This is a genomic window from Streptomyces sp. NBC_00873 (genome assembly GCF_045207415.1).
Classification (GTDB): domain Bacteria; phylum Actinomycetota; class Actinomycetes; order Streptomycetales; family Streptomycetaceae; genus Streptomyces.
The window spans coordinates 151,899-175,091 of the sequence record NZ_CP108803.1; the positions used below are offsets into that span (position 1 = coordinate 151,899).

The following is a 23,193-nucleotide window of genomic DNA, read 5'->3' on the forward strand; positions in this document are numbered from 1 at the left end:
AATCAGCTCAAGGAGTCTTCATCCCATGCCCTTACTGCGCCGCCTGGCCGCCGTACTCTTCACGCTCGCCTGCCTGTGCGGCCTGCTGGCAACCGGCGGCGGCACCGCGCACGCGGCCAACCCGGAAACCAACCGCGTCGCCACCTGGAACATGCAGGTCGGCCGCGACCGCTGGCAGGGCGCGGCAGCCATCGCCCGGGACAACACCGTGCTCGCCCTCCAGGAGGTGCCGAACGAACCGCCGGCCGGAGCGCGCTACATCGGCACCATCGGCAACTCCATCGACCACTACGAGTGGACCATCGCCCGCGGGGTGACCCGGCAGCTCTACATCCTGTACACGACGTCGCGGAACCTGGCGATCGCCACGGCGTGGGTCCCGGGCGAGGTGGTGGAGATCGAGGGCATGTACCGCCCGGCGCTGATGGTCACCCGCCCCACCGACGACGTCGCGTTCGCGTCCATCCACGCCGCGTCCGGCAACGGGTTCGACGTACGCCCGCTCGTCCAGGACGTCGCCGACGAAGCCAACGGCCGCGGACTCAACCACTGGGCCGTCCTCGGCGACTTCAACCTCACCCCGGACCGGGCACGGCTGCTCGGCCTCCCCGCGGACGCCCGCATCTACAACAGCGGCCAGGCCACTCAGCAGAGCGGCAACGAACTCGACTACATGATCAGCAACGTGGACACCGAGGACTGGCAGGCCACCGTCGGGGACAACCGCGGCAGCGACCACTGGCCGGTCTACTTCTCCGCGCTACGGGCCGGCGCCCTGCCGCCCGAGCTGACCATCCACGCTGACAACAGCGACCGCCTGCTGGACGTCTTCCAGGGCAACGACACCAACGGCACGCACGTGGTCCAGTACCACGCCAACGGAGCGGTCAACCAGCGCTGGCGCCTCCAGGCCATCGGCACCTCGGCCTCCACCGGGCACATGATGTACCGGATCATGAGCAGTGACAGCGGCAAGTGCCTCGACGTCAACCGCGGACAGCAGTCCGGCTGGGGCGACTACCTCAGCATCTGGGACTGCCACGACATCGACGGGGTCCCCGGCTCCGGCGGCAACCAGCGCGACACGCAGAACTTCACCCTGGAGCGGCCGGACCCGCGGATGCCGAACCTGACGCTGTTGAGGAACAACGCCACCGGACTGTACGCGAACATCAGCAACAACGACCGGGGCGACGGCGCGTGGGTCATCCAGTGGCCCGACCAGTTCGGGAGGTTCCCCGCCCCGAACGAGAGCTTCTATCTCCACCCGGTCATCGCCAACCAGTAATGAGCGTGAGCGAGGAAGGCTCGGCTGCCGCGTGACCATCGCGGACAGGCCGACTGAGTCGTGCGAATGCTGCACTACGGTCGGATCCCCGAGCAGCAGACGGCCTTGCACCCTTCACCACCTGGAGCAGCAGCCGATGCGGCGCTGTCACGTTGGCTGACTGGGCGGGATGATCTTCGGGTTGATCGCTGGTGGAGGGGGTCGTCCGTGGAGGGCATGTCGCCGTCGTACAGGGGTCACCGGTACCCGGTCGAGGTGATCTCCCATTGCGTGTGGTTGTACTTCCGGTTCCCGCTCAGCTTCCGTGAGGTGGAGGAGTTGATGCTCGAGCGCGGCGTGGTCGTCTCCCACGAGACCGTCCGGCGGTGGTGCGCCAAGTTCGGGCAGGCCTACGCCAACGGGCTGCGCCGCAGGCGTCCCCGGCCCGGCGACAAGTGGCATCTGGACGAGGTGTTCATCAGGATCAACGGCGAGCTGAAGTATCTGTGGCGTGCCGTCGACCAGGACGGCAACGTCCTGGACATCCTGGTCCAGAACCGGCGGGACAAGGCCGCGGCCAGGCGCTTCTTCCGCCGTCTGATGAAGAAGACCCGCGTAGTGCCGCGGGTGGTCGTCACCGACAAGCTCCGCTCCTACGGCGCTGCCCACCGCGAGGCGATGCCGTCGGTCGAGCACCGCTCGCACAAGGGACTGAACAACCGGGCCGAGAACAGCCACCAGCCCACCAGGCAACGCGAACGAGCGATGAAAGGCTTCCGTTCCGTCGGTGGAGCGCAGCGGTTCCTGTCCGCGTTCAGTGGCATCTCACCCCACTTCCGGCCCCACCGCCACCTGATGACCGCACCCCAGCACCGCCTCGAGATGACCATCCGCTTCACCATCTGGGAACAGATCACCGGCGCCACCGGCCTGCCCACCGGGGCCTGAGCACCGGCCCGGAGCACGGCCCCACCATGCCCCGACACACCGTCAGACACCCACGCACCCAACAACGTGACAACGCCTCGGGATGGCCAGGTCGATACTGCCGGCCCGGGTGTCCCACTGGCGGTGCCGGTAGCCGTTGCGGGAGTTGACGCGTTCCTCGCTCGGCATGCCGTAGGACGCGCCGCAGGCGGTGTCGACGTCGGCGGACATCATGGCGTCGGCGAAGGTCTTCACCATCTGCCGCAGCAGGTCGGGACTCGCCGAGGCGAGGTTCTCCTCCAGCAGCGCGGCAAAGGGCACACTGTCGGGTGCGGTCATCGTGCTGTTCTCCTTCAAGAGCTTGGTCGTTCTCGAAGGATCAGCCGGTGGCCGTCTTGCGTTCAGGCTTCTCACTCAACTACGGGATCAAACTCCCGATTTAGGTGGAAACCTGTACACCACTTCCCTGGACGCAACCTGAGACGGTCGTGACGCTATGAGAGGACGGTTCGTCAGCTGATATCCGTTTCTGGGTGAGGTTGGCGCAAGGCTGCTGGTCCCGGGGCTTCGGCCGGCGACTGCTTCCTGGCGACGCCGCCGGCGTCGGCTTTGGCGAGGACGTTGAATCTGCCTGAGCGCCCGTCCGCGTAGGATGCGCTCCGCGAACTGGTCGTCCGGGTGAGGGGTTGGGGACTGAAGGTGTTGGGGGGCAGGAAAAAGGAGGGCGGGCTGCCGAGGATCCCGCGGAGCGTGGATCCACGGCGAGCCCGTTCCTTGCCGGTTCCGGCCGAGGCGCAGGCCGATGCGCGCATGTTCATGCTGGGTGGCGACACCCTTCGAGCGCTCAAAGTGATCGTGGACGCGACGGGCTACGACCTACGCCAGGCCCGGGACATCGTGTATGCGCTGGTCTACGACATCGAGGTGCCGAGGGGGAGCTGAGCCGAGGCGCGACGCACGCGGATCCGGATGTCCTCCGTGATCGTCGAGGTGAGGCTTGGGCCAGGTGATCAGAGGACGGGTTCGAGAGCCGATATCCGTTTCTGGGTGAGGTTGGGGCAAGGCTGCTGGTCGCGGAGCTTCCGTCGGCTACTGCTTCCTGATGAAGCTGCCAGCGTCGACCTCGGTGAGGACGTTGAGCTTGACGAGACGTTTCAGCTTGGCGCGGGTGCCTTCGATGTCCTTCGGCAGCAGTTCGTGGTCGAGGGCTTGGCAGACGTCGCGAGCCCTGAGGGGGCCGGTGGCCTCGTTGAAGACGGTGAGGATGCGGGGGTAGTCCGGGTGCTCGGGCAGGTCTGGCGAGGCCGACTGGACCGGGAGGCGGTCAGCGAGAGCAGTGATGGTCTTCCTGGTGATCGCGAGGTGCTCGAGATGGGTCTCAGCCTCCCGCAGCCGGCCCTGCAGTTCGTCGATCTGCGTGCGGAGTTCGTCGGCCAGGGCCCGGGCGGCGTCTTCCTGGAGGTCGAGCGCGTCGAGCAGGGGCTTGATGTTCACGCCGTCACCGCTTCCGCATCGCGCCAGGTGGGAGTGCTCGCTCCGGTCAGGCGGCGGACCATGACGTGGGCCATCGCCCAGTAGACGCGCGAGGCGGAGGAGGACAGGTGGTGCTCGTAGTCGCGGACCAGGCGCCGGTGCAGTATCAAGACGCCGTAGGTCTGCTCGACTGTCCACCGCTTCGGCTGCGGGACGAACCCCGCCTCCTGCGGGTTTCGTTCGACGATCTCGACCTCGATGCCCAGGCCGCTGCCGTGCGCGACGACCTGGTTTCTTGAAGCCCTGGTCGACCAGGGCCTTGCGGACGGTTTCCCCGGCGTGCTCGACGACCTGGTTCAGCAGGGCGACCCCCGCGGCGTTGTCGTGCGTGTTCGCGGCCAGCACGATGACGACGATGACCAGACCGAGCACGTCAACGGCCAGTCCCCGCTTGCGGCCCCGGGACCTTCTTCGCCGGATCCCGGCCGGTCGTGGCGGCCGGGACCCCAGCGGCCACGCGGACACTCTGGGTGTCCAGGACCACCAGGGTCGGGTCCTCTAATCGGCGGGCCTTCTCCCTCACCTGGCAGCGCAGGAGTTCATGGATGACCTGGTCGGTTCCGTCGTCGCGCCAGGCGGCGAAGTAGTAGTACGTCGCGCTCTTCGGCGGCAGATCGTGCGGGAGGTAGGCCCATTGGCAGTCGGTCCGGCCCTGACAGAGGAGCGCGTTCACGATCTCCCTCATCGCGTAGGCGCCCTGATGGCCGCTGACCGAGCGGTGCCGTTCCTTCCACGCCGTGATCACCGGGTCGATCAGAGCCCGCTGCTCGTCCGATAAGTCGCTTGGGTACGGCGTGCGTTCACTCACCCCGCCACCCCAACAGACCACCGTCTGCGGACCGGTAGATTCCGCCCGCACCCACACCATCAGGCGACGACAAAAACACTTAAAGTCTTACAAACCGCCCTCTCATGGGTCTCGACAACCACATGATCACCAGCACCGTGCCTGCTCTGCTCTCCCGGACCCCTTGCCACACAGCGGACATGACGCCACGTCACTCACGAGACCGGCGAACCGGACCAATCCCAATCGCGCAATGCCCCTGGGCCCCAGCCATACCCACCACCGACCGGCAAACGAAATCACCGGCACACCGCGATGGGACCAGCTCAAACACCCGAAGCGAAACAGGGAGGCCTAAGCCCTGATCCACCGACGTGGTTTGGGGAGTGGTCTTCTGACTGGTTTCGGGCCGGTTTCAGGTCGGCGGTTGGGCATGGGCAGGTGGTAGCCGCTGGTCTGCCCAGCTTGTCGCTTCGGCGGCTGGCGGTGAGGCGGGCCCAGTTACGGAAGTTGCCGTGGGCGGCGTGCTGGTCGGCGAAGGCGATGTCGCCGGGGTCGGCGTCGGTCCAGAGGGGGTGGTAGAGCGGGATGACGTCCGCCCCTGGTCGTCCCGGATGCGGCCAGGGGCGACCCCGGCGTCAGCCGTTGGGGTAGGCCTGAGCGATCAGCTTCTGCCGCAGCACCCCCCACTGGGCGAACATGTCGTGGACCAGGTAGAGATCCCGCCGCCGCGTCCAGGCCTGACCGGACTCGGCGTCGTACGTGTGCGGCATGTCGAAGCCGCGCGGAGCGTACGCCTTCATGCCCCGGTCCCGCGTGGTCTGTACACAGCGTTTGATGTGATCGCGGAAGCCGACCACACCTGCGGTGCCGATACCGCCGGGCAACTGCTTGCGGGCTGCCAGGACCTGGGCGGCGACTCCGTCGGTGCTCAGATAAGTGATCGTGCCGTCCGCCGCGATCACCGGCTCGATCGACGTCACATGCGTCATGTGGTACTTGGACTCCAGGAACCGCGCGATCTCCCACTGCGCGTACACCGGGATGTTGCGCACCGCCCGGATCCTCGCCACGGTATCGGCCAGCTCCTCATTGACCGGGCCCGGCTCGTAGAGCACCTTCGTCGGGTCGCCGCCCCCGGCCGGCGCCCGGTTCCCGAAGCCGTACGCCACGATGAAGTCGATGTCCGCCAAGGGAATCGTCTCAGGGTGCCAGTCGAAGCCGACGTCGTAGAGGTGCGGGACGACGGCGCGGGCCGTGTCCTTGTCGTTGAGCAGAGGGTTGGCCGCGGAGGCGAGAGCGACGGCGTACGCGTACAGGGCGTGCCGGTGAGTGAGGTGGGCCCGTTCATGGGCGAGCAGGACGCGGCGCTCGGCGGGCTGCAGGGCGCCCAGCATGGCGGCGGTGACCAGAATCCGACCGGGCGCGGTCGAGGTGGCCGGGATGGCGAAGGCTTGCGGGACCGGGGAGGCAGCGACGATAAGTTCGGTGTCCTCCGGGTGGCCCTCGCACAGGCGGTGCAGGGTGCGGCGGGTGGCGTGCTCGGTGCGCAGGGCCCGGTAGATGCGGTGGGCGATGAGGCCGAGGGCCAGGACCGCGGCCAGCGCGATGATCTCGGGGACCGGTTCGGGCAGGCGCCGTCCGTCCTCGCGGGCCTCGGCTGCCACCGGCGGGGCCTCGTTGATGAGGGTGGCGGCCAGCAGGATCAGGGCCCAGGTGGCGGCGGCGGCGAGGACGGCGGCCACGGTCAGGACGCGGGTGGCCAGGGCGGGTGCCACCCGCAGGCCCACCTGCGGGGCCACCGTGGTCAGGAGCAGGGACAGGACGAGTGGGATATAGACGTCGATCCTCACGGACCGCTCCCGCCGAGCAGGTCGCGCAGGGCGCGCTCTTCTTCCGGGCTCAGCCCGGTAACGAACTGCTGGAGCGCGGCGATCGGGTCGGGGCCGCGGTCGAGGGCCCGGTGCATGGCCTCGGCGGTGAGCTCGGCGGCGTTCTTCGCCGGCCGGTACGCGCCCCGGCGTCCGGCCACGTCACGAAGCACAAGCCCCTTGTCGTACAGGCGCCTGAGGATGGTGTGCACGGTGTTGTACGCGAGACCGCCACCGATCTCGGCCTGGATCTCGGCCGGGGTCAGCGCCTGTTCCGTCGCCCACAGGGCGGCGAGGACTTCGCTCTCCAGTTCACCCGCGCTGCGCCGGTCCGCTCTGCCGTGGGGAGATGTACCTGCCATTCGGTCACCTTACAGCGCGTAGGGTTTTCAGGCAGGCGGTGCGGGTCCTGGCGGAGCCAGCTGCGGGGCGCTCAAGGCTGGCACGCTTTACTGCGGAGTGCCGGCTGCGAACATGTCCTCGACACTCTGGGCCGTGGCGCGGGCAGGCCGCACTGATCCCCGCTTCGGCGGTGGCGATGGGCGCGTAGCGACTGGAACAAGGCGAACCTCACTCATCGCTCGGCGCGCCGGACCGCGGAGTCGGCCGAGACAGCCCAAAACGGCAGGAGGAGAAGTGCCGTTGCGATGAGCACCATCGTCACTGTCTCTCCCGTCACGGCATCTCTTGACCCGTGTGCGGATACTTCGCTGATCAGAATGAGACGCCACAAAGCCATGGCGCCCAGCGCCGCGTAGAAGCCGAGCCGCAGAACTTTTGCCAGGCGGCTGTGCAAGCGGTAGAGCAGCAACAGCCTGCCGATGGAGACGTGTGGTTCCTCGTTGACCAGTGCGGATGTTTGATTGAGCCAGCCCTGCGCCATGGCGTGCCCCAGCCGGAGCGTTTCGGGATCGGAGGGGAGCAACTGCTGCGCCGCCCACCATTCGGCTGCGAAAGTCACCTGCCGGGACGCGTCGTCGAAGGCCAGCCGGCGACGTCCCGCCCGAGTGCGACGCCGTGCTGCTGCCCGGGCACTCGGTCAGGTTCTCACGGAAGTTGCCGTTTCTGTCGGGCAGTTGGGCTGGTCTGCGATGTGCGCGGTACGTCGGCGGCGGAAGAGGGCAGGCAGGCTCGGTGGGGTGAGGAAGCCCTCGGCACGGGCGCTGGCGATGCCGATACGCGGGAGGTCGCTGGTCTTCTCGAACAGCAGGAAGCGGGGCTCCCACACGGGGCGGTACTTGGCGTTGGCGCGGTAGAGGGACTCGATCTGCCACCAGCGGGAGAACAAGGTGAGCACCGAGCGCCACCCCCTCAGGACGGGGCCCGCACCCAGGCGGGCGCCGCGTTCGAAGACGGCGCGGAACATGGCGAAGTTCAGCGAGACCCGCCGTACCCCTAACTCGGTCGCGTGCAGGAGGAGTTCGACGACCATGAACTCCATCAGGCCGTTCTCGCAGGCGCGGTCGCGGCGCATCAGGTCCAGCGACAGCCCGTGCTCGCCCCAGGGCACAAAGCTCAGCAGGGCCCGGGGCTCCCCCTGGCTGTCGCGGCACTCCAGCATCACGCAGCGGCCGTCGTCCGGGTCGCCGAGCCGTCCCAGCGCCATGGAGAAGCCGCGTTCGGTCGCACCGTCCCGCCAGTGGTCGGCGTTGTCGATCAGGGTGGTCATGTCGCTGTCGGGGATGTCTCCGTGGCAGCGGATGCGCACGGTGTACCCGGCGCGGCGCACGCGGTTGTGCGCCTGCCGTACGCCCCGCATGGCGCGCCCTTCGAGGGTGAAGTCGGCCAGGTCCACGATGGCCTCGTCGCCCAGCTCCAGGGCGTCCAGGCCGTGCCGGGCGTAGATCGTTCCGGCCTCCTCGCTCGCGCCCATCACGGCCGGCGTCCAGGCGTGCCGACGCGCCTCGTCCAGCCACGCCTCGATGGCGCCGGGCCATGCCTCTGGGTCGCCGATCGGGTCGCCGGAGGCCAGGGTCACGCCGCCGATCACCCGGTAGGTGACGGCGGCCTTGCCGCTGGGGGAGCAGATGACGGCCTTGTCGCGGCGCAGCGCGAAGTAGCCGAGGGAGTCGCGCTCGCCGTGCTTCGCCAGCAGTTCGCGCAGGCGTTTTTCATCCACTTCGCCGAGCAGATCGCGGCCCCGCGGGGCGCGGAAGCAGGCGTACAGGACGAGGAGGAAAGTCGCGGCGATCAGAATGTTGATCGTGACGTCCACCCAGCGGGGCGCGTGCACGGCGTCGACGCGGTCGGCGAACGGGCCGACGCTGATGCCGCGCAGCAGGGTGTAGGCGATGCGGTCGTGCAGGGAGGCTCCGGACAGCCGGTTGGTGGCGCCGACGAGGAGGGTGCCGATGGTGCCGCTGACCAGGATGCCGACGACTCCCACGGCCATGGCCAGCTTCGGGTTGGAGCGGTCCCCGACGGCCTGGAACTCCGTGCGGCCGAGCAGCAGCGCGGTCACGAACAGGCCGGTGAGCAGGGCGGAGAGCCAGTTGAACGCATGCTGGCGGTACGGGTCCTGAGTCAGCGCGAGGACGTAGAGCGCGAACAAAGGGCCCGCGAGCAGCATGTTGAAGATCCACGCGGCCCGTTTGCGGCGCCGCATCACCACGGCGAGGAACAGGGCCAGCGCCGCCGAGACCAGGCCGGCGGTGGCCAGGTACGGGGTGAAGAACTCGCCCACGTTGTGCTCGTGAACCTCTTCACGGAACGGCAGCGAGACCACCGCCGCAATGTTGAGCAAGGCGAGCAGCCGCAGGTACCAGACCGTGGCCGCGGCTGCCCGTGGCCGGAGCCGTAGGAGAGTATGCGGCCGTCCGGCCTGTGCGGGGGCGTGGTGCGGGAGCGGGGATCGCTGCTTGGGGATCAGGACTGGCTGGTGTGCGGGCACCGTGAGGGATCACCTTGACGAGAGGCCGGGGGTACCGGCGGGGACGGGGACTGGCGGGCAGGTGTGTTGCGTGCGGCACGAATGCCCCAGGGGCGTCGGCGAGGACGGGGCACGAGCTGGGGTGCGGGCGCGTCCGGAGACGGAGCCCCACGGCCCGCGGCGTGTTTTCGGTCGAGGACCTGGTACATGACCTCGGCGGTCATCTCGGCGGCATTCCGCACGGGTTCGTAGGCTCCGTCGGTGTCAGGGGCGGGCCGGACGAGGTCCTGCTCGCCAAGGTGCTGGAGGATGACGCGCAGGGTGTCGCGCGCGAGATCGCCGCCGGTCTCGGCCTGGATCTCGGCCGCGGTCAGCGCCCGGCCGGTGGCCCACAGGGCGGCGAGAACCTCGCTCTCCAGCTCACGAGCGCCCTGCCGCTCGCCGCGGCCCGCGGTCACGGTCGTCTCACCCTCACCGGGTCGGCGCACAGGCGCTCCCCGTCGACGACCGTGCGCGCGGTGCCGCCGACCGGGTACATGTTCAGCAGCAGGAAACGGATCCTCACCCGGCCTGCTCCCGCGCGCAGACAATCGACAGGTTGTCCTTGACGGTGAAGTACGGCTCCACCCGCACCCCGGCGGCGCGCTGCGCCGGATAGACGAAGGACTTGTGCTTGCCGGCGATGTCATCCCAATGCCTGCCCACCCGCAGCGGCTCCTCGCCCATGCCCGCATCGCGACAGTCGAGGTACGGGTCCCAGATCCATTCCCGGGCGGTGCAGGCGGTGGCCAGGGCTTCCAGCGGGATCCGCACCTGGAACCGGTCGCCGTAGTCGTCGGTCGGCAGGCGCATCTCGGCGCGGCTTCCGTCGCGGGCCTTGAGGACGAGGACAGCCTTCTCGGCCGTCGCTCCGACCAGAGACAGGCGCAGCAGGATCTGTCTGTCGCGTGGCCAGACCTCGTCGACCTCCGCGCTGCACTCCTGCGAACTGTCCGTCAGTTTGACCATGTTCGTCCCTAGCGTTCGCCAGCATTCGCCACCGTTCCTACAGTCTGTAGGGTAATGGAAACCCTACATCTTGTAGGGCGCGAGGGGCGAGTGATGACCAAGACCCTGAACACGACGTTCAACCGTGCCGCCCGTCGTGAGCCGCCGCTGATCACGGGCACGCGGTGGGACCGGAGCGGCGAGTGGTGGCTGGCGGCGGTGGCGGGCGCGTTCACCTTGGCGCAGTTCGTCATGGTGCGGCCCGGGATGGGGCTGGGCTGGGACGAGTCGGTTTACGTCAGCCAGGTCAGCTCCCACGCACCGGCCGCGTTCTTCAGCGCGCCGCGTGCCCGCGGGGTCTCCCTGCTGGTCGCCCCGATCGCCTCGTGGACGTCGTCCACGCCGCTGCTGCGGGTCTATCTGTCGCTGCTGTCCGGCCTCGGACTGTTCCTTGCCCTCCGCGCTTGGCGGGGGCTGTCTCCAGTACGGGTGCTGGCGTTGGCGGGTGCCCTGTTCGCGAGCCTGTGGGTGACCGTGTTCTACGGTCCGCAGGCGATGCCCAACTACTCGGTCGCGACCGGCGCGCTCGCGGGCGTCGGCTGCTTCCTGCGCGCCCAGTCCGACCGCACCCGGCACGGTGCGGTGTGGGGGCTGGCGGCGAGTGCGGCACTGACGGCGTGGATGCGGCCAGCGGACGCCGTATGGGTGAGTCTGCCGCTGCTCGTGGCGTTGGTCGTCGTGCGCCGGTGGCGCTACTGGCGGCTGCTGTTCGCTCTGGTGGCGGGGCTGGTGGCTGGGGCGGGCGAGTGGGTGATCGAGGCGCACCTCAGTTACGGCGGGCTGGGCGCCCGGCTGACCGGGGGCTCCCGGATCCAGGACGGCCTGGGCTTCAACAACGCCGTCGACGACCAGCTGCGCAGCCTGGCCGGACGTACTCTGTGCCGCCCGTGTACCGGGACCATGCCGGCCGAGCCACTGCTCGCCTATGTCGCTCCCGCCGCACCGGAGAGCGGACGCCGATGACCACACCGTCCGACGCACCCGTCATCTCGGGAAGGCGGGCCTCCTGGCACACCGCGGCCACGCTGCTCGTCCTGCTCGTCGCGGCCGTGCTCGCGGCCCGGCACTGGACGGTCATCGACACCGGGGCGCAGGAGTTGGCCGCCGCCGACCGCGGCTGGCTGCTCGTAGCGGCCACCGCCGCCGCATTGACGTGGGGCTGCGCGGCCCTCGCCCAGCAGGGCACGGTCACCGAACCACTGCCCGCCGGACGGCTGGTGGCAGCCCAGTTCGCCGCGTCCGCCGCCAACCACGTCCTGCCCGCCGGAGTCGGCGCGGGCGCGGTCAACTGGCGCTTTTTGACCCGCTGCGGACTCACCCCCACCGACACAGCGACCGCCCTCGCCCTGAAGGCCACCGCGAGCGCCACCTCGCGCGCCGCCCTGATCACCGGGCTCAGCGTGGCCTGCCCCGGCATCCTCCGCCTGCCGCACCTTCCCGCAGGCATCCCCGCCATGCTCCTCGTGTCCGCCGCGGCGACCATTGCACTCCTCGCCCGTCTGCTGCGCACCCGGATCCGCGGCCTGCTCCAGACGGCGCTCGCGCAGGTGAGGGCGGTGCACGAACGCCCGGCGCGAGCGGCGGCGTTGTGGGCCGGCTCGCTCGCCTTCGCCGCATCGCATGCCCTCGTCGTGTACGCCGTCACCCAGGCCCTCGATATGCCGCTGCCCGCCGCCCGGGTCGCCCTGGCGTACCTGGCGGCGAGCAGTGCCGCCGTCCTGCTGCCCACCCCCGGCGGTATCGGTTCCCTGGATGCCGCGCTCGCCCTGGCTCTGGTCACGGCCGGGATCCCGGGCGGCGCAGCCGCGACGGTCGTCCTCGGCTACCGGCTGCTGACGGTTTGGCTGCCGTTGGTCCCGGGGCTGCTGGTGCTGGCTCTCCTGGTGCGCCGCAAGGTGCTGTGACCCGGCCTCGGCCGAGGGTTCCACGGGGAGGACACGCCAGTCACGAGCGCAGGGACGCGGGGTGAGCATCGGCCGGCGTACGGGAGTGCTCGGCGCCGGCGGAGGGGCCGTGAAGCCGATGACGGCGCCGCCGCAGGGCCGGTTGCGAGCGAATGCGATGCCGCCATGGGTGACGGCGACGGCGCGCACGATGGTCAGGCCAAGGCTGGAACCAGCCGCTCGTCGCCGTCACTGGTGTGGGACGTGGGATGCACCTTTCGTTGCGTTGTGGTGGGAGCGGTGCTGGGAGGAGTCCGGGGTCCAGCCTGCCGCATCGGGGTTAGCGGGGGCACCGGGAGCGCGGCACCGGTCTCACCGAGCGCCGGGGCCGGGGCGTGGGCTCGGCGCACGCGCAGGGCGTGCAGCGCCCCGGATCCCGCGGGCGTGGACGCCACCGGCCGGGTTCGTTGCACACCAGTTCGGAGCGGCCGGGCCGCAGCGTCACCGTGGTTGAGGTCGACGCGCCCGGGATGATGCCCTACCTCGGCCCCTGCGCCGCGGCCGCGTGGCACGCCTCCACCCCATGCCGCCGCCGCATCGATGCCCCCGGGGAGCCGATGGGGCGCTGCCCAACGGAGTGGCCTGCCGACCTCAGCCGGACTCGGTCTCGAACCTCTGTGCGCTAACCCTCCTGCACCACGGGGCGCGCGTGCTCGACGGTGTCGTCAATGAGGACGACCTGGTGTCCGACGGCGGCGAGCAGCGAGGCGGCGATCGCGGCCCGGAAGCCGCTGCGGCAGTGCACCCAGTGCTCGGCCTCCGGCAGGGACACGATGGCATTGGGCAGTTCGGGCAGCGGGATGTGACGGGCGCCGGGCAGGTGGCCGGAGCGCCACTCGCGGTCACTGCGGACGTCCAGGACCTCCACCTGTCGCCCGGGCCGGACAGTGGCGAGGGTGGCGAAGTCGGATCGCGGGTAGGAGGCCAGCTCTTGTGGGCCGACCCATTCGAGCGGGTTTCCGACGGCGGCAGCCGCAAGATGGTCGAAGCCGATCCGCAGCAGCTCGATGCGGGCTGCCTGCAACTCGTTGTGGTCGGCGGCCAGCAGGGTGACGGGGGCGTCGAACGGCACCAGCCAGCCGAGGTAGGTGGCAAGGGATCCGGAGGCGTCGAAGTTGACCGTGCCCGGCAGATGGACCGGCGCGTAGTCGGCTCGCGGACGCACGTCGACCACCCACTCGCCCGCTGTGATCCGGTCGGCCAGTTCGGCCGGATCCGCAAGCCTTGGCCCGGGGAGCGAGGCGCGGGGCGGCGGCCCGGCAGCGTTGATCGGCGCCATCCGGCGGTAGTACGCGGGGCAGGGCTCCAGACCCGTCAGTGTCCCGGTCACGAAGGCGTCTTCGGTTTGGCTGAAGACAGGGTTCACGGCCCGCTCGCGGCCGATGGTGGAGCGTTGGACCGCGCCGACGGTCGTCGCGGCGCAGAAGCTGCCGAAGCCGTGGGTCGGCAGGATGACAGTGTCGTCGGGTAGTACCTCGGCCAGGTGGCGCACTGATCGGTACTGCTGGTGGGCGAGCGGCTCGGCCAGGTCTGCATCCATGAGGTCGGTACGGCCCGTGGTGCCGTACAACAGGGAGCCGCCGGTGCATACCAGCCGAGGCGCCCCGTCGGCGGGCGCGAAGGCGTAGGCGAGGTGGTGGTCGGTGTGCCCGGGTGTGGCGATCACCTGGATCCGCAGCTTCCCGGCCGTCAGTTGGTCGCCGTCGCCGACCCGGACGGCGTCGAAGCCAAGGGGCGGCCCGGCTGGCACCGCGTAAGCCGCCTGGCAGCGGCGGGCGAGCTCCAGACCGCCTGTCACATAGTCGTTGTGCAGGTGGGTCTCCACGACCGTGTCGAGCCGCAGGCCGCGGTCCTCGAGCACACTGGTGACGCGCTCCAGGTCACGTTGCGGGTCCACGGCGACCGCGACCGACCCGTCCGTGATCAGGTAGCTGCGGTTCCCGAGGCTGAGCGTGGAGATCTGGATGATCTCCACGCTATCGGGCAGCCGCTCGGAGAGCCGCAGCTCGGCCTGGGTGGCCCGGCCCGGCTCCGCCTCGACCGGCATCTCCGTGACACCACGCGGCGAGAGCGCCCGCAGCACCCAGTGCCCCGGGGGCACGTAGAAGCGGAATTCCCCAATCGCGGAGGTGACTGCCTCACCGACGAACTCCCCTGCCGGATCGAGCAGCCGGACCCAGACGCCCGCGGCCGGCCCGTCGGCGACCTGGACGCGGCCGGTCACGACGGTTCGGGTGGTGGGTTTGGGATCCACGGGTGTCGCGGTCATCTCTGATCCGTCTCGCGCAGCCCCGCCTATGCTTCCGGCGGGGTCACTTCTCGATCGGAACGCCGACCATCGAGCCGTACTCGGTCCACGAGCCGTCGTAGTTCTTCACGTTGGGGTGGTCGAGCAGTTCGTGGAAGACGAACCAGGTGTGGGCGCTGCGCTCGCCGATCCGGCAGTAGGCGATGGTGTCGCGGTCAAAGTCGACGCCTGCGTCGAGGTAGAGCGCCCGGAGTTCCTCGTCTGTCTTGAAGGTGCCGTCGTCGTTGGCCGCCTTGGACCAGGGGACGTTTCTGGCACCGGGGATGTGACCACCGCGCTGTGCCTGCTCCTGCGGCAAATGGGCGGGGGCCAGCAGCTCACCTGAGAACTCCTGGGGGGAGCGGACGTCGATCAGGTTCTGGTTCTGCTGCCCGACCGAGGCCAGCACCTCGTCACGGAAAGCCCGGATCGAGTAGTCCGGCTCCTTGGCGGTGTAGCCGGTCCTCGGTCGCTGCGGCACCTCGTCGGTGAGCGGCCGCAACTGCAGTTCCCAGATTTTGCGACCGCCGTCGAGCAGGCGCACGCGCTCGTGCCCGTAGACCTTGAAGTACCAGTAGGCATAAGCGGCGAACCAGTTGTTGTTGCCGCCGTACAGGACAACGGTGTGGTCGGGCGTGATGCCGCGCTCCGACATCAGCTCCTCAAAGCGCTTCTGGTCCACGAAATCGCGGCGGACCGGATCCTGCAGATCGTTCTTCCAGTCCAGCTTCACCGCGCCCGGGATGTGACCGGCGTCGTAGGCGCTCACATCCTCGTCGACCTCGGCGATCACCATGCTCGCGTCGTCCACGTGCTGCTGCACCCAGTCGGCGTCGACCAGGGATTGGTCACGGCTCATGGGCATGCCTTTCACTCGGGGTGTACCCCTCTTCCAGCACAACCCCTGCCTCGGAAGGCGTCAACATCAGGATCCGCCTGGCAACTACAGGACCCCGCTCCAGAGCTGGAGCGCGCCGGTCGCAGGGCCGCTGGAAGACGTCGCCGGTGCTGACGATGGCTGGAGGCTCGCTCCAAGCCCCTGGGCGCCGCTCTGGCATCTGGCGTACGCCGTAGCGGGCGGCCCCGGATCCCGCGGGCGGTGGCCTCTACCGGCCGGTCACATCGAGCTCGGCGTACATGCCAGCGGCGTAGTGGCCGGGTTCGTTGCACACCAGTTCGTAGCGGCCGGGCCGCGGCGGCGAGGGTGAAGACGCCGGAGCCGGTGTCCTGCCGGCTGACGGGGAAGACGATCACGGGTGCGTAGGTGAAGAACTGCTCTCCGTGAGCGGCTCGCAGGATCGCGTTCCAGGCCACGGGCCCGAGGTCCGCGGCGGAAGGGCTCCAAAGCTACGACGAGGCCAGCGACATCCGCGACGATCTCGAGCCCAAAGAGATTCGCACGATCCTGCAGCACCTACGCACGTTTGGGATCTTCTACGCCGCGCCGCTTGACCTCGACTACGCCATGCTGCAGAAGTTCCAGGCCGCCTACAAGCATCCTGAACCGGGCGACTGCGGCCCGCACTCCAGCGACCCCGCCAACACGGTCATGGGGGAGGGAAAACCAGGCTGGCCTACTGGAGCAACGAGTAACGTCTTGAACTGCTGCGTTGGTACCGCTACCTGTTCCTGTCGCGCTCGAAACCAAGCACCCACCTGCAGGCGCTCGGCCACCTGAGCGACGGCGAGCTGAGCGCAAACCGGAGGTATGGGTGCCGACCGTTCCGCTCCTGTCGCTATCGGTGAGTCGGCAGGAGCGCGAGTGCCATCCGTTGCGACTGGTCAAGCCGAGCTTCTCCAGGCAGCCGAGTTTCACGGCTCCCGGGGTAGCAGATGGCGGAGGTCTGGGCACTGAGTTGGTACCGCTGGTACCATGGATACCATGTCGGAGCCCAAGGCCATGAACCTACGCTTCCCCGATCCCGAGCAGCGGGCCGCCATCGCGGCCGCCGCAAAGCAGGAAGGGGTCAGCATGCAGGAGTACATCCTGTCCGCCGCCTACGCCCGCGCCACCGCCATCGAGCACAGGTTCCTGGACAGTTTCAAGGAATCGATGGCTCGCAGCGGCGCCGCGTTCGCCGCCGAGCCCAGCAGCATCGACGCCACCGCGGAGCAGCGTGCCGCTGAGCAGCAGGCGCGCGAGTTCGAGCAGCAGGGGCAGGGCCACGCCGCGTGACCCAGCCCGAGCCGATCCACCCGCTCGACGTCACCTACCTGCTGCACGCCGCCGAGCTCCTCGACGGCGACCCCCAGGTCGACGACTACGGCCCCCTCTATGCCGCGGTCGCGCGCGTCAACGCCCAAGCCATGGACCGTGCCATCTACGGCTCCCTGCACCTCAAAGCAGCAGCCCTCCTCCAGACCCTGGCGAAGTTGCCTTGCCTGGAGCATTCCAACGAAGCATTCGCCTGGCACTCCGCCGAGGCCTACCTCGCCCTCAACGGACACCGGCTCGACTACCCGCCCAAAGCAGCCCTCGCACTCGTTCGGGACGCCGCCTCCGGGGCGCTCGGTGTCGCCCGGATCGCCCGCCAGCTGCACGGCTGGACTGTCACCTGACTCCTCGGGCAGAAGTCTGGGCAGCGGGGCACGGCCCGCCCGGTCGACGTGCGAAGGGCTCCCGGGCGGGCTCCACCTTCCACACTGACCGGCCCCCGCTGTTGCCGCGTGCGGCGCGGCCGTTGGCTGACCCGAATGGAACGGCGGCCGCCGCTAAGCGGCGGGACGTACTCAACGACAATGTCCTGGCACGGTCCATCAGCGAAGGTGCGCACCGCTTGCAGTTCGGCCATGTCGGCGGACAGCTGCCAGCGCAGCTTGGTCGCCACCCTGTGCCGTTCAGAAACTCATCGCTGCTGGTCAAGCCGCGTATCTGTACTCGTTGATGACGCCGCCCAGCACTCGGGTGCGGAGGAGTCGATGCGCGGTCAAGTCGGTCGAGGGCGCCGGGTGCTCCTGGGCGAGGGGAGGAAGGTGTCCCCGGGCCTGGTGGGGGCGATGGCCGTTGTAGTGGAAGGCGTAGACGTCGAGCACGCGTCGAGCGTGGGCTTCGTTCAGGATCAGCAGGTGGTCGAGGGCCTCGCGCCGAGTGTCCCGATGACCCTTTCGCAGTGCGCGTTCATCTGTGGGGCCCGCGGCGCCGTCTTCAGGGTCTCGATGCCCTCGGACGCGAAGACCGCGTCGAAGGACTCGGTGTACTTGCGGTCCCGGTCGCGGACCAAGAAGCGCAGCGACTCCAAGCGCAGGCACAGGTCGACGGCGAGGTTGCCGGCTTGCTGGACCGTCCACTGCGCGGTCGGATGCGCGATGTGCAGGCGGCGCGTGCCGTGCTCGAGGAAGACCAGCGCGTAGACCCGGCGAAGATCGACCAGGTCGATGTGCAGGAAGTCGCAGGCGATGACGCCGTCGGCCTGCGCCGTCAGGAACTCTCGCCACGTCGGCCCACCCCTATGGGGAGCAGGGCCTACTCCGGCAACAGTCAAGATCTCCCAGACCGTGGAGGCTCCGACCCGATGCCCGAGCCGCGCGAGCTCGCCTTGGATGCTGCGACACCCCCAACGCGGATTCTCCGCGGCCAGCCGCAGCACCAGCTCTTTGATCGCCTTCGTGGTCGGTGGCCGGCCGGGCCTGCTCCGGCGCTTGCTGTAGTCCCACCGGCGCGCCACGAGCCTTCGATGCCACGCCAGCACGGTACCCGGAGTCACCGGGAACACCTGCGCCCAACGACGCCGGGGTATCAGCGAGGACAACGCCGCGAACCACAGCCGGTCCGCCGGCTCGTAGCGCACCGGACCTGCAAGTTACCTGCGCAGCACCGCGTTCTCGTGCCGCAGGACAAGAAGTTCGGCGTCCTTGGCCACCTGCCGACGCAGCAGCAACACCGGGACCGACAACAGCTTCCTCGTCACCCGACAGACCAGCGAGACAATCACCCGCGGCATCGTCCCACGCGACCCTGAGCGCCACCACACCCCCTACGACCTGCAGCGACGCATGCGGTCCGCCGCCTGGGTCCGGTCGGCGATCAGGCGCCCCGTAGGCTGACCGGCTGCGTCCCGGCGCAGTCGTGTCCGGCGGGCGCTGCGAGCTCGGCGCCGCTGGTAGCAGGCCTCGCACTCGGCACCCGAGGCTGCGATCCGGATCTTCCCCGAACCGCAGATCACGCAGCCGACCCTCAAGATCAGCACCTGCACCGGTGCCCGGCCAGTGCGATGCTCCGGTGCCAGACGCCCTCCACTCTGACGGACCGTCCCGTACTTACGCCGCCGACCCCCAGCCACCGGCCCCACCCCCCTGGCATCCCCGGTTCGCCTTGCCGCGCGTCCTACCCGGCTCCTGCTGTCATCACACCGAACCGCGGCGTCTCGGAGGGCTGCCTGCCGCCGGTCCGCTGGCCTTGGCACACACGTCGAGCGCGGTCAGGCGGGGGTACAGCAGGTGATCGAGCACGGTGGCATGCGCCTTACAGGTGTTGGTCCGCCCGTGGTGCAGCACTCTCACGTACGGCTTGGTGTATGCGTGGGTCGGCGGTCCGGTCGTCAGCCACGCTGCTGAAAGTGCCGCGCGGAGTCTGCGTGGTCCCGTAGTACGGAGGTCATGACAGCGGCGGCATCCCCCTTCAGAAACAGCAGCCAGGGCCTGATCCTGTCCTGGGCGTTCCACTGATCCCAGGCGCCGTCCCACGTGCACACGGGTCGTGACGCCGGTGGAGGCGTACGGAACCTACGCCGCCACCGAGGAACCCGGCCGGGGGCCGGAACGTCACAGAGGCGGTACGGCGCACAGCCTCCACTCGTCACCGCCGCTCCCCGGGGGGACCCATGCGCATAAACACCACACGCACGGCTGGTCTGCTCGTCGTACTCGCCCTGTTCACCGTCGGAACCGTCACCGGCTGCGGCAACGAGACGGCAGGCGGAGGCCGCGGCGCGCAGGTCCGCGGCACCGATCCGGCGCCGGATCCGCAGGACCGCGCCCGCCAGGTCGCCGATGCCTGGGACGGCTCCAGGGCCGCCGAGTCGTGGGCCGAGGGCTACTACCCGATGGGGGAGACGGTCCAGCTACCCGAAGGCGCGTTCCGCAACGACGCCGACAAACGCGCCTACGGGGCGCAGAACTTCGTCCTGCGCGGCGAACTGCCCACCACCTCGCGGAAGGACGGGCGGGTGAAGTGGGAGAGCGGGGGCTCGCTCACGCTGCCCCTCATGGGGTCGCGGGAGGCCTTCGAGGCCATGGCCGGCGGAGGCGGCGACGGACCGCATCTCAGCGTGACCGGGGCAGAGCTGGGCTCCATGCCCCTGGTCACCAGCCGCGGCCCGGCGACCGTGCCGGCCTGGCTGTTCACGTTGGAGGGCTACGACACCCCTCTCAAGCGGGTTGCCCTCAGCCCCTCGGAGCTCCCCCAGCCGCCGATCGGGCCGGCCGGGGAAGTGCCCACCGACGAGTTGGCGCCGCTCGGCGGATTGGCCGAGGTGGCCGGCGACGGCCGGTCCGTCACGGTGGTGGCCACACACGGAGCCTGCGACGAAGGCCCTGCCGTGGACGTGCTGGAGACGGACGGCAGTGTGGTGCTTTCGGCATCCGTCGTCAGGACGAAGGACGGCCCCTGCGCCGCGGTTCTGCTCAGCAAGGAGATGACGGTGCAGCTGGACCGGCCGGTCGGCGACCGTGTCCTTCTGGACGCCTTCACAGGCCGGCCGGTGCCGCAGGAGTGACGAACTCCGGTCCGGAGCCAAACCGGCGACGGCGCGAGGCAGCGGTCGGGCGCCGTCCCACGCGCCGACGCCCGACGGGGCTCTTCGAGATCGAGGACGGGCACCGTGTGCCCCGCGCCTCGTCGTCACTCGCCCCGGCCCACGACCAGCCAGGTCGAGGGCAGTTCGAGGCGTGCGCCGTCGTCGGGATACTCGGTGGTGGCCAGCGGCAGTTCACCGGCCTGTGGGGCTCGAAAAGTCGTCGTTGCATGTCCCGCGGCGTATCGATACTCGTTGATGATGCCGCCGAAGACCCTGGTGCGGAGCAGGCTTCGGTCGTCGAGGTCGTGCACGATTGCGGGCTGCTCGGTCGCGCTGGGCGGTAGCTGCTGCCGGGATCGCTGCGCCCGGTGTCCGTTGCAGTGGTCCTGGTAGTCAGTCAGCACCTTCCAGACGTGGCTCTCGCCCAGGATAGGGACGTGGTCGAGGACCCGGACGCTTGCTTCCAGCCAGAGTTGACTACTCGGCACGACGATTTGAGAGCCGCCCGAGTCTTTGTCGTCGGTTCGTCCGCCATCCACGGTTTGCTCGCGGAATGTCCGCGAACCGCTCGCGGAATGTCCGCGTAACGGCGACTGGTGAGTAGCCGCGTACGCCCCGGTGCTGCTGACCTTGCTGTTCGCCGACCCCGGCTTCGAGGTCCTGAACGCCCCTGCAGCGGTGAAGGTGCCGCCGCTGGGTCTGCTGGAGGCGCTGCCCGCTCCGGTGCGGGAGCGGGCCTGGGCATGGGCGCGGCATGTGCGGGAGGTGGAAACCGGCCGCCCGGATGACGCGGGTGAGCCGCGGCCGCAGTACGACCCCGTCTCACAGACCCTGGCGCAGCGTGAGGAGGCCAAAGCCGCTGAGCTGACGGCGGCGGGGCTGCGTACGAGTGCGGTGACGGTGCGGCGGATGCGAGCGCGATATCGGGAGCGCGGGGTGTGGGGGCTGGTGGACCAGCGGGTCACCCGGCCGCGTACGGCGCTGGGGCGGGCCGATGATCGTGTGGTGGCCGCTGTCGTACAAGTACTGGAGGGCCAGCGGGAGCGGTCAAGCGGCACGTTCGGGCGGTTGCGGGTGTACACGGAGCGGGTGCTGGCCGAGCAGCACGGAGCTGGGGTGGTGCCCCTGCCGTCGCAGGCGACGTTCAACCGGCTCGTGCATGCCCTTGCCGACGGGCAGGGGCTGCTGGGCAGCGCACGGCAGCGCCGGTGGCGCACCGCGCGGCCCGCTCCCCCGTTCACCCCGACCATCGCCATGGCACCCGGTGAATTGGTGATGATGGACAGCACCCCGCTGGACGTGTTCGCGGTCCTGGACGACGGGGTCGTGGAGCGCTGTGAGCTGACCATCGCCCTTGATGTGGCCACCCGCAGTATCTGCGCGGCCGTAGTGCGTCCCAAGGGCACGCGCAGCGTGGATGCGGCCGTGCTACTGGCGCAGATGGTGGTACCGGCGCCAATGCAACCGGGCTGGCGCGAAGTGCTCACCATGGAACGGTCGGTGATCCCGTACGAGCGGCTGCTGAGCGTGGACGCGCGGTGTGAGGGGGCGGCGGCTCGTCCGGTGATCACTCCTCGGACCGTCGTGGTCGACCAGGGCAACGTGTTCATCTCCGCCTCATTCGTGGCCGCCTGCGAGTCGTTGGGGATCTCGCTGCAGCCTGCGCCGCCGGGCAACGGGCCGGCCAAGGGACACGTGGAACGGACGTTCTCCTCGATCAACACCCTGTTCGCGCAGCATGTGGCTTCTTACACGGGTTCGGATGTCAGCCAGCGCGGGCAGGACGTCGAGGATGAGGCGGTCTGGACCGTCCCTCAGCTGAAGGCGTCTCCGGATCTCGCGCCATGGCGGCCGGCCGTGGGGATCGCCCCGCAGCTCACCGACGCCGAGCTGGTCACGCTGGCGATGATGCAGGCCATGCTCGGCTTTACCTCCGAGGCCAGGTGGCTCCGCCACGCCGGCTCCCACCTGCGACATCTCTTCCCGTACCTGCCCAAGCAGCCCGGCTATAACAAGCGGCTGCGCAAGGCCGCCGAGCTGCTCCGCCGGGGCACCCGGCTACTGGCCACCGACACCTCGGTGTGGAGCGACGACGTGTGGATCGTGGACTTCACGCCGGTGGAATGCGGCCATTCACGCGAGACCGTCAAGCGTTCCGGCCTGGCCGGGTGGGCCGAGTACGGGTACTGCGCCAGTCACAGCCGGTTCTTCTGGGGCCTGCGGCTGCACCTGGTGTGCACCCTCCAGGGCCTGCCCGTCGCGTTCGCCCTGACCGGGGCCAAGGCCGACGAGCGCGAGACCCTGCTGGACCTCCTCTCCGCCGAACCCGGCCTCGTCGCCGCGCGTCCTGCCCAGACGCTCATCGGCGACAAGAACTACTTCGGCCGGGGCTTCGAAGACGAGCTCGCCGAACAGGGCATCCGGCTGCTGCGGCCGACCCGCAAGGGCGAGCCGGAACGGCCCGGAGCTCCCCTGTTCAAACCGTTGCGGCAGGTCATCGAGTCGGTCAACGAGACCTTCAAGGGCCAACTCGATCTCGAACAGCACCGAGGGCGCACGCCCGGCGGTGTCATCGCCCGCGTCATGCAGCGAATCCTCGCGCTGACCGCCGCGATCTGGCACAACGACCACACCGAACAGCCCGTCCTACGCTCACTGATCGCCTATGACCACTGACGTCTTTCGCTGTGTCTCGTCGTAACAGCACTGCTGGGACGGAGAGAAGACGTCGGGTCACCTGGTACAGGAGCGACACGATCACCCGAGCATGGTCGCAGACCCACGCACCGGCCGTGGCCTTTTGGCCAGCAGCGATGAATAACCGAGCCCCACACCCGGCAGGCGAATACCCGAACCGGTGAACCGTCCACACCCGGCTGTCCGTTCTCGGTCGCGGCGGTGCAGCCTTCCAGTGAGTGGTCGGGCAG

The 23,193-nt window shown here is 69.4% G+C and carries 19 protein-coding genes and 4 pseudogenes; 9 read left to right on the plus strand and 14 right to left on the minus strand.

Features of this window, described 5'->3' with window-relative positions; translation table 11 throughout:
- Window positions 1–25 precede the first annotated feature (25 nt).
- Window positions 26–1,288 (plus strand): RICIN domain-containing protein, encoded by a 1,263-nt coding sequence (locus OH809_RS00650; RefSeq protein WP_406415364.1) that lies wholly within the window; start codon window positions 26–28, stop codon window positions 1,286–1,288.
- Between the two features lie 216 nt (window positions 1,289–1,504).
- A complete protein-coding gene (locus OH809_RS00655) occupies window positions 1,505–2,215 on the plus strand; it encodes an IS6 family transposase (protein ID WP_406424636.1) in 711 nt (236 codons plus the stop codon).
- A gap of 75 nt (window positions 2,216–2,290) precedes the next feature.
- Here OH809_RS00655 and OH809_RS00660 read toward each other — a convergent pair.
- Window positions 2,291–2,533: pseudogene (locus OH809_RS00660) on the minus strand (transposase); the annotation flags it as partial.
- A gap of 411 nt (window positions 2,534–2,944) precedes the next feature.
- On the opposite strand from OH809_RS00660, the gene OH809_RS00665 reads away from it, so the two are divergent.
- Complete coding sequence (locus tag OH809_RS00665) at window positions 2,945–3,136, plus strand: hypothetical protein (protein WP_406415366.1); 192 nt, start codon at window positions 2,945–2,947, stop codon at window positions 3,134–3,136.
- A 147-nt stretch (window positions 3,137–3,283) separates the two neighbouring features.
- Here OH809_RS00665 and OH809_RS00670 read toward each other — a convergent pair whose 3' ends face one another.
- The 8 genes and pseudogenes from OH809_RS00670 to OH809_RS00705 form a co-directional block, all read right to left on the minus strand.
- The gene (locus OH809_RS00670) at window positions 3,284–3,688 is read right to left on the minus strand and encodes a hypothetical protein (protein ID WP_406415368.1); all 405 of its coding nucleotides are present in this window, start codon (window positions 3,686–3,688) and stop codon (window positions 3,284–3,286) included.
- Window positions 3,685–4,535 (minus strand): annotated as a pseudogene (locus tag OH809_RS00675) (IS5 family transposase). Before OH809_RS00675 ends, OH809_RS00670 begins: the two are co-directional and overlap by 4 nt.
- 617 nt (window positions 4,536–5,152) lie before the next feature.
- On the minus strand, window positions 5,153–6,367 hold the full coding sequence (locus OH809_RS00680; RefSeq protein WP_406415370.1) for a M48 family metalloprotease: 1,215 nt from the start codon (window positions 6,365–6,367) through the stop codon (window positions 5,153–5,155).
- Window positions 6,364–6,747, minus strand: a complete 384-nt coding sequence (locus tag OH809_RS00685) for a BlaI/MecI/CopY family transcriptional regulator (protein WP_406415372.1) — start codon at window positions 6,745–6,747, stop codon at window positions 6,364–6,366. Before OH809_RS00685 ends, OH809_RS00680 begins: the two co-directional genes overlap by 4 nt.
- A gap of 212 nt (window positions 6,748–6,959) precedes the next feature.
- Complete coding sequence (locus OH809_RS00690; RefSeq protein ID WP_406415374.1) at window positions 6,960–7,346, minus strand: hypothetical protein; 387 nt, start codon at window positions 7,344–7,346, stop codon at window positions 6,960–6,962.
- Between the two features lie 78 nt (window positions 7,347–7,424).
- Window positions 7,425–9,275 carry a phosphatidylglycerol lysyltransferase domain-containing protein gene (locus OH809_RS00695; protein ID WP_406415376.1) on the minus strand — a complete coding sequence of 617 codons (1,851 nt, stop codon included), beginning with the start codon at window positions 9,273–9,275 and terminating at the stop codon, window positions 7,425–7,427.
- Complete coding sequence (locus OH809_RS00700) at window positions 9,251–9,712, minus strand: BlaI/MecI/CopY family transcriptional regulator (RefSeq protein WP_406415378.1); 462 nt, start codon at window positions 9,710–9,712, stop codon at window positions 9,251–9,253. Before OH809_RS00700 ends, OH809_RS00695 begins: the two co-directional genes overlap by 25 nt.
- Window positions 9,713–9,815: 103 nt before the next feature.
- Complete coding sequence (locus OH809_RS00705; RefSeq protein WP_406415379.1) at window positions 9,816–10,262, minus strand: hypothetical protein; 447 nt, start codon at window positions 10,260–10,262, stop codon at window positions 9,816–9,818.
- A 93-nt stretch (window positions 10,263–10,355) separates the two neighbouring features.
- Here OH809_RS00705 and OH809_RS00710 point away from each other — a divergent pair.
- A pseudogene (locus OH809_RS00710) lies at window positions 10,356–11,228 on the plus strand (hypothetical protein); the annotation flags it as partial.
- 32 nt (window positions 11,229–11,260) lie between these two features.
- A complete protein-coding gene (locus OH809_RS00715) occupies window positions 11,261–12,205 on the plus strand; it encodes a lysylphosphatidylglycerol synthase domain-containing protein (protein ID WP_406415381.1) in 945 nt (314 codons plus the stop codon).
- A 661-nt stretch (window positions 12,206–12,866) separates the two neighbouring features.
- On the opposite strand, the gene OH809_RS00720 is transcribed toward OH809_RS00715, so the two are convergent.
- Window positions 12,867–14,513 carry a DUF1416 domain-containing protein gene (locus OH809_RS00720; RefSeq protein WP_406415383.1) on the minus strand — a complete coding sequence of 549 codons (1,647 nt, stop codon included), beginning with the start codon at window positions 14,511–14,513 and terminating at the stop codon, window positions 12,867–12,869.
- Between the two features lie 43 nt (window positions 14,514–14,556).
- The gene (locus OH809_RS00725; RefSeq protein ID WP_406415385.1) at window positions 14,557–15,390 is read right to left on the minus strand and encodes a sulfurtransferase; all 834 of its coding nucleotides are present in this window, start codon (window positions 15,388–15,390) and stop codon (window positions 14,557–14,559) included.
- 1,014 nt (window positions 15,391–16,404) lie between these two features.
- Between OH809_RS00725 and OH809_RS00730 the strand changes: the two genes are divergently transcribed.
- Entirely contained in the window at window positions 16,405–16,707 is a 303-nt protein-coding gene (locus OH809_RS00730) for a DUF1778 domain-containing protein (protein WP_406415387.1), read from the plus strand.
- On the plus strand, window positions 16,704–17,090 hold the full coding sequence (locus OH809_RS00735; protein WP_406415388.1) for a fic family toxin-antitoxin system, toxin component: 387 nt from the start codon (window positions 16,704–16,706) through the stop codon (window positions 17,088–17,090). The genes OH809_RS00730 and OH809_RS00735 overlap by 4 nt, the downstream gene beginning before the upstream one ends.
- A 300-nt stretch (window positions 17,091–17,390) precedes the next feature.
- Here the strand turns inward: OH809_RS00735 and OH809_RS00740 are convergent.
- Together OH809_RS00740 and OH809_RS00745 are read right to left on the minus strand one after the other, a co-directional pair.
- Window positions 17,391–18,319: pseudogene (locus OH809_RS00740) on the minus strand (integrase core domain-containing protein).
- A 12-nt stretch (window positions 18,320–18,331) separates the two neighbouring features.
- Entirely contained in the window at window positions 18,332–18,463 is a 132-nt protein-coding gene (locus OH809_RS00745; RefSeq protein WP_406415390.1) for a hypothetical protein, read from the minus strand.
- 888 nt (window positions 18,464–19,351) lie between these two features.
- Between OH809_RS00745 and OH809_RS00750 the strand changes: the two genes are divergently transcribed.
- Window positions 19,352–20,245 (plus strand): hypothetical protein, encoded by an 894-nt coding sequence (locus OH809_RS00750; protein ID WP_406415391.1) that lies wholly within the window; start codon window positions 19,352–19,354, stop codon window positions 20,243–20,245.
- A 125-nt stretch (window positions 20,246–20,370) separates the two neighbouring features.
- Here the strand turns inward: OH809_RS00750 and OH809_RS00755 are convergent, their stop codons facing one another.
- Window positions 20,371–20,805, minus strand: coding sequence for a hypothetical protein (locus OH809_RS00755; RefSeq protein ID WP_406415393.1), 435 nt, complete (start codon window positions 20,803–20,805; stop codon window positions 20,371–20,373).
- A gap of 1,279 nt (window positions 20,806–22,084) precedes the next feature.
- On the opposite strand from OH809_RS00755, the gene OH809_RS00760 reads away from it, so the two are divergent.
- On the plus strand, window positions 22,085–22,942 hold the full coding sequence (locus tag OH809_RS00760) for an IS982 family transposase (RefSeq protein WP_406424638.1): 858 nt from the start codon (window positions 22,085–22,087) through the stop codon (window positions 22,940–22,942).
- The last annotated feature ends 251 nt before the right edge of the window (window positions 22,943–23,193 follow it).

What these genes read in the sequence shown, in the direction of transcription:
- OH809_RS00650 (WP_406415364.1), top strand. Translation starts at nt 26, where the DNA reads ATGCCCTTACTGCGCCGCCTGGCCGCCGTACTCTTCACGCTCGCCTGC.
- OH809_RS00655 (WP_406424636.1), top strand. Translation starts at nt 1,505, where the DNA reads ATGTCGCCGTCGTACAGGGGTCACCGGTACCCGGTCGAGGTGATCTCC.
- OH809_RS00685 (WP_406415372.1), bottom strand. Translation starts at nt 6,747, where the DNA reads ATGGCAGGTACATCTCCCCACGGCAGAGCGGACCGGCGCAGCGCGGGT.
- OH809_RS00705 (WP_406415379.1), bottom strand. Translation starts at nt 10,262, where the DNA reads ATGGTCAAACTGACGGACAGTTCGCAGGAGTGCAGCGCGGAGGTCGAC.
- OH809_RS00715 (WP_406415381.1), top strand. Translation starts at nt 11,261, where the DNA reads ATGACCACACCGTCCGACGCACCCGTCATCTCGGGAAGGCGGGCCTCC.
- OH809_RS00720 (WP_406415383.1), bottom strand. Translation starts at nt 14,513, where the DNA reads ATGACCGCGACACCCGTGGATCCCAAACCCACCACCCGAACCGTCGTG.
- OH809_RS00725 (WP_406415385.1), bottom strand. Translation starts at nt 15,390, where the DNA reads ATGAGCCGTGACCAATCCCTGGTCGACGCCGACTGGGTGCAGCAGCAC.
- OH809_RS00730 (WP_406415387.1), top strand. Translation starts at nt 16,405, where the DNA reads ATGGATACCATGTCGGAGCCCAAGGCCATGAACCTACGCTTCCCCGAT.
- OH809_RS00750 (WP_406415391.1), top strand. Translation starts at nt 19,352, where the DNA reads ATGCGCATAAACACCACACGCACGGCTGGTCTGCTCGTCGTACTCGCC.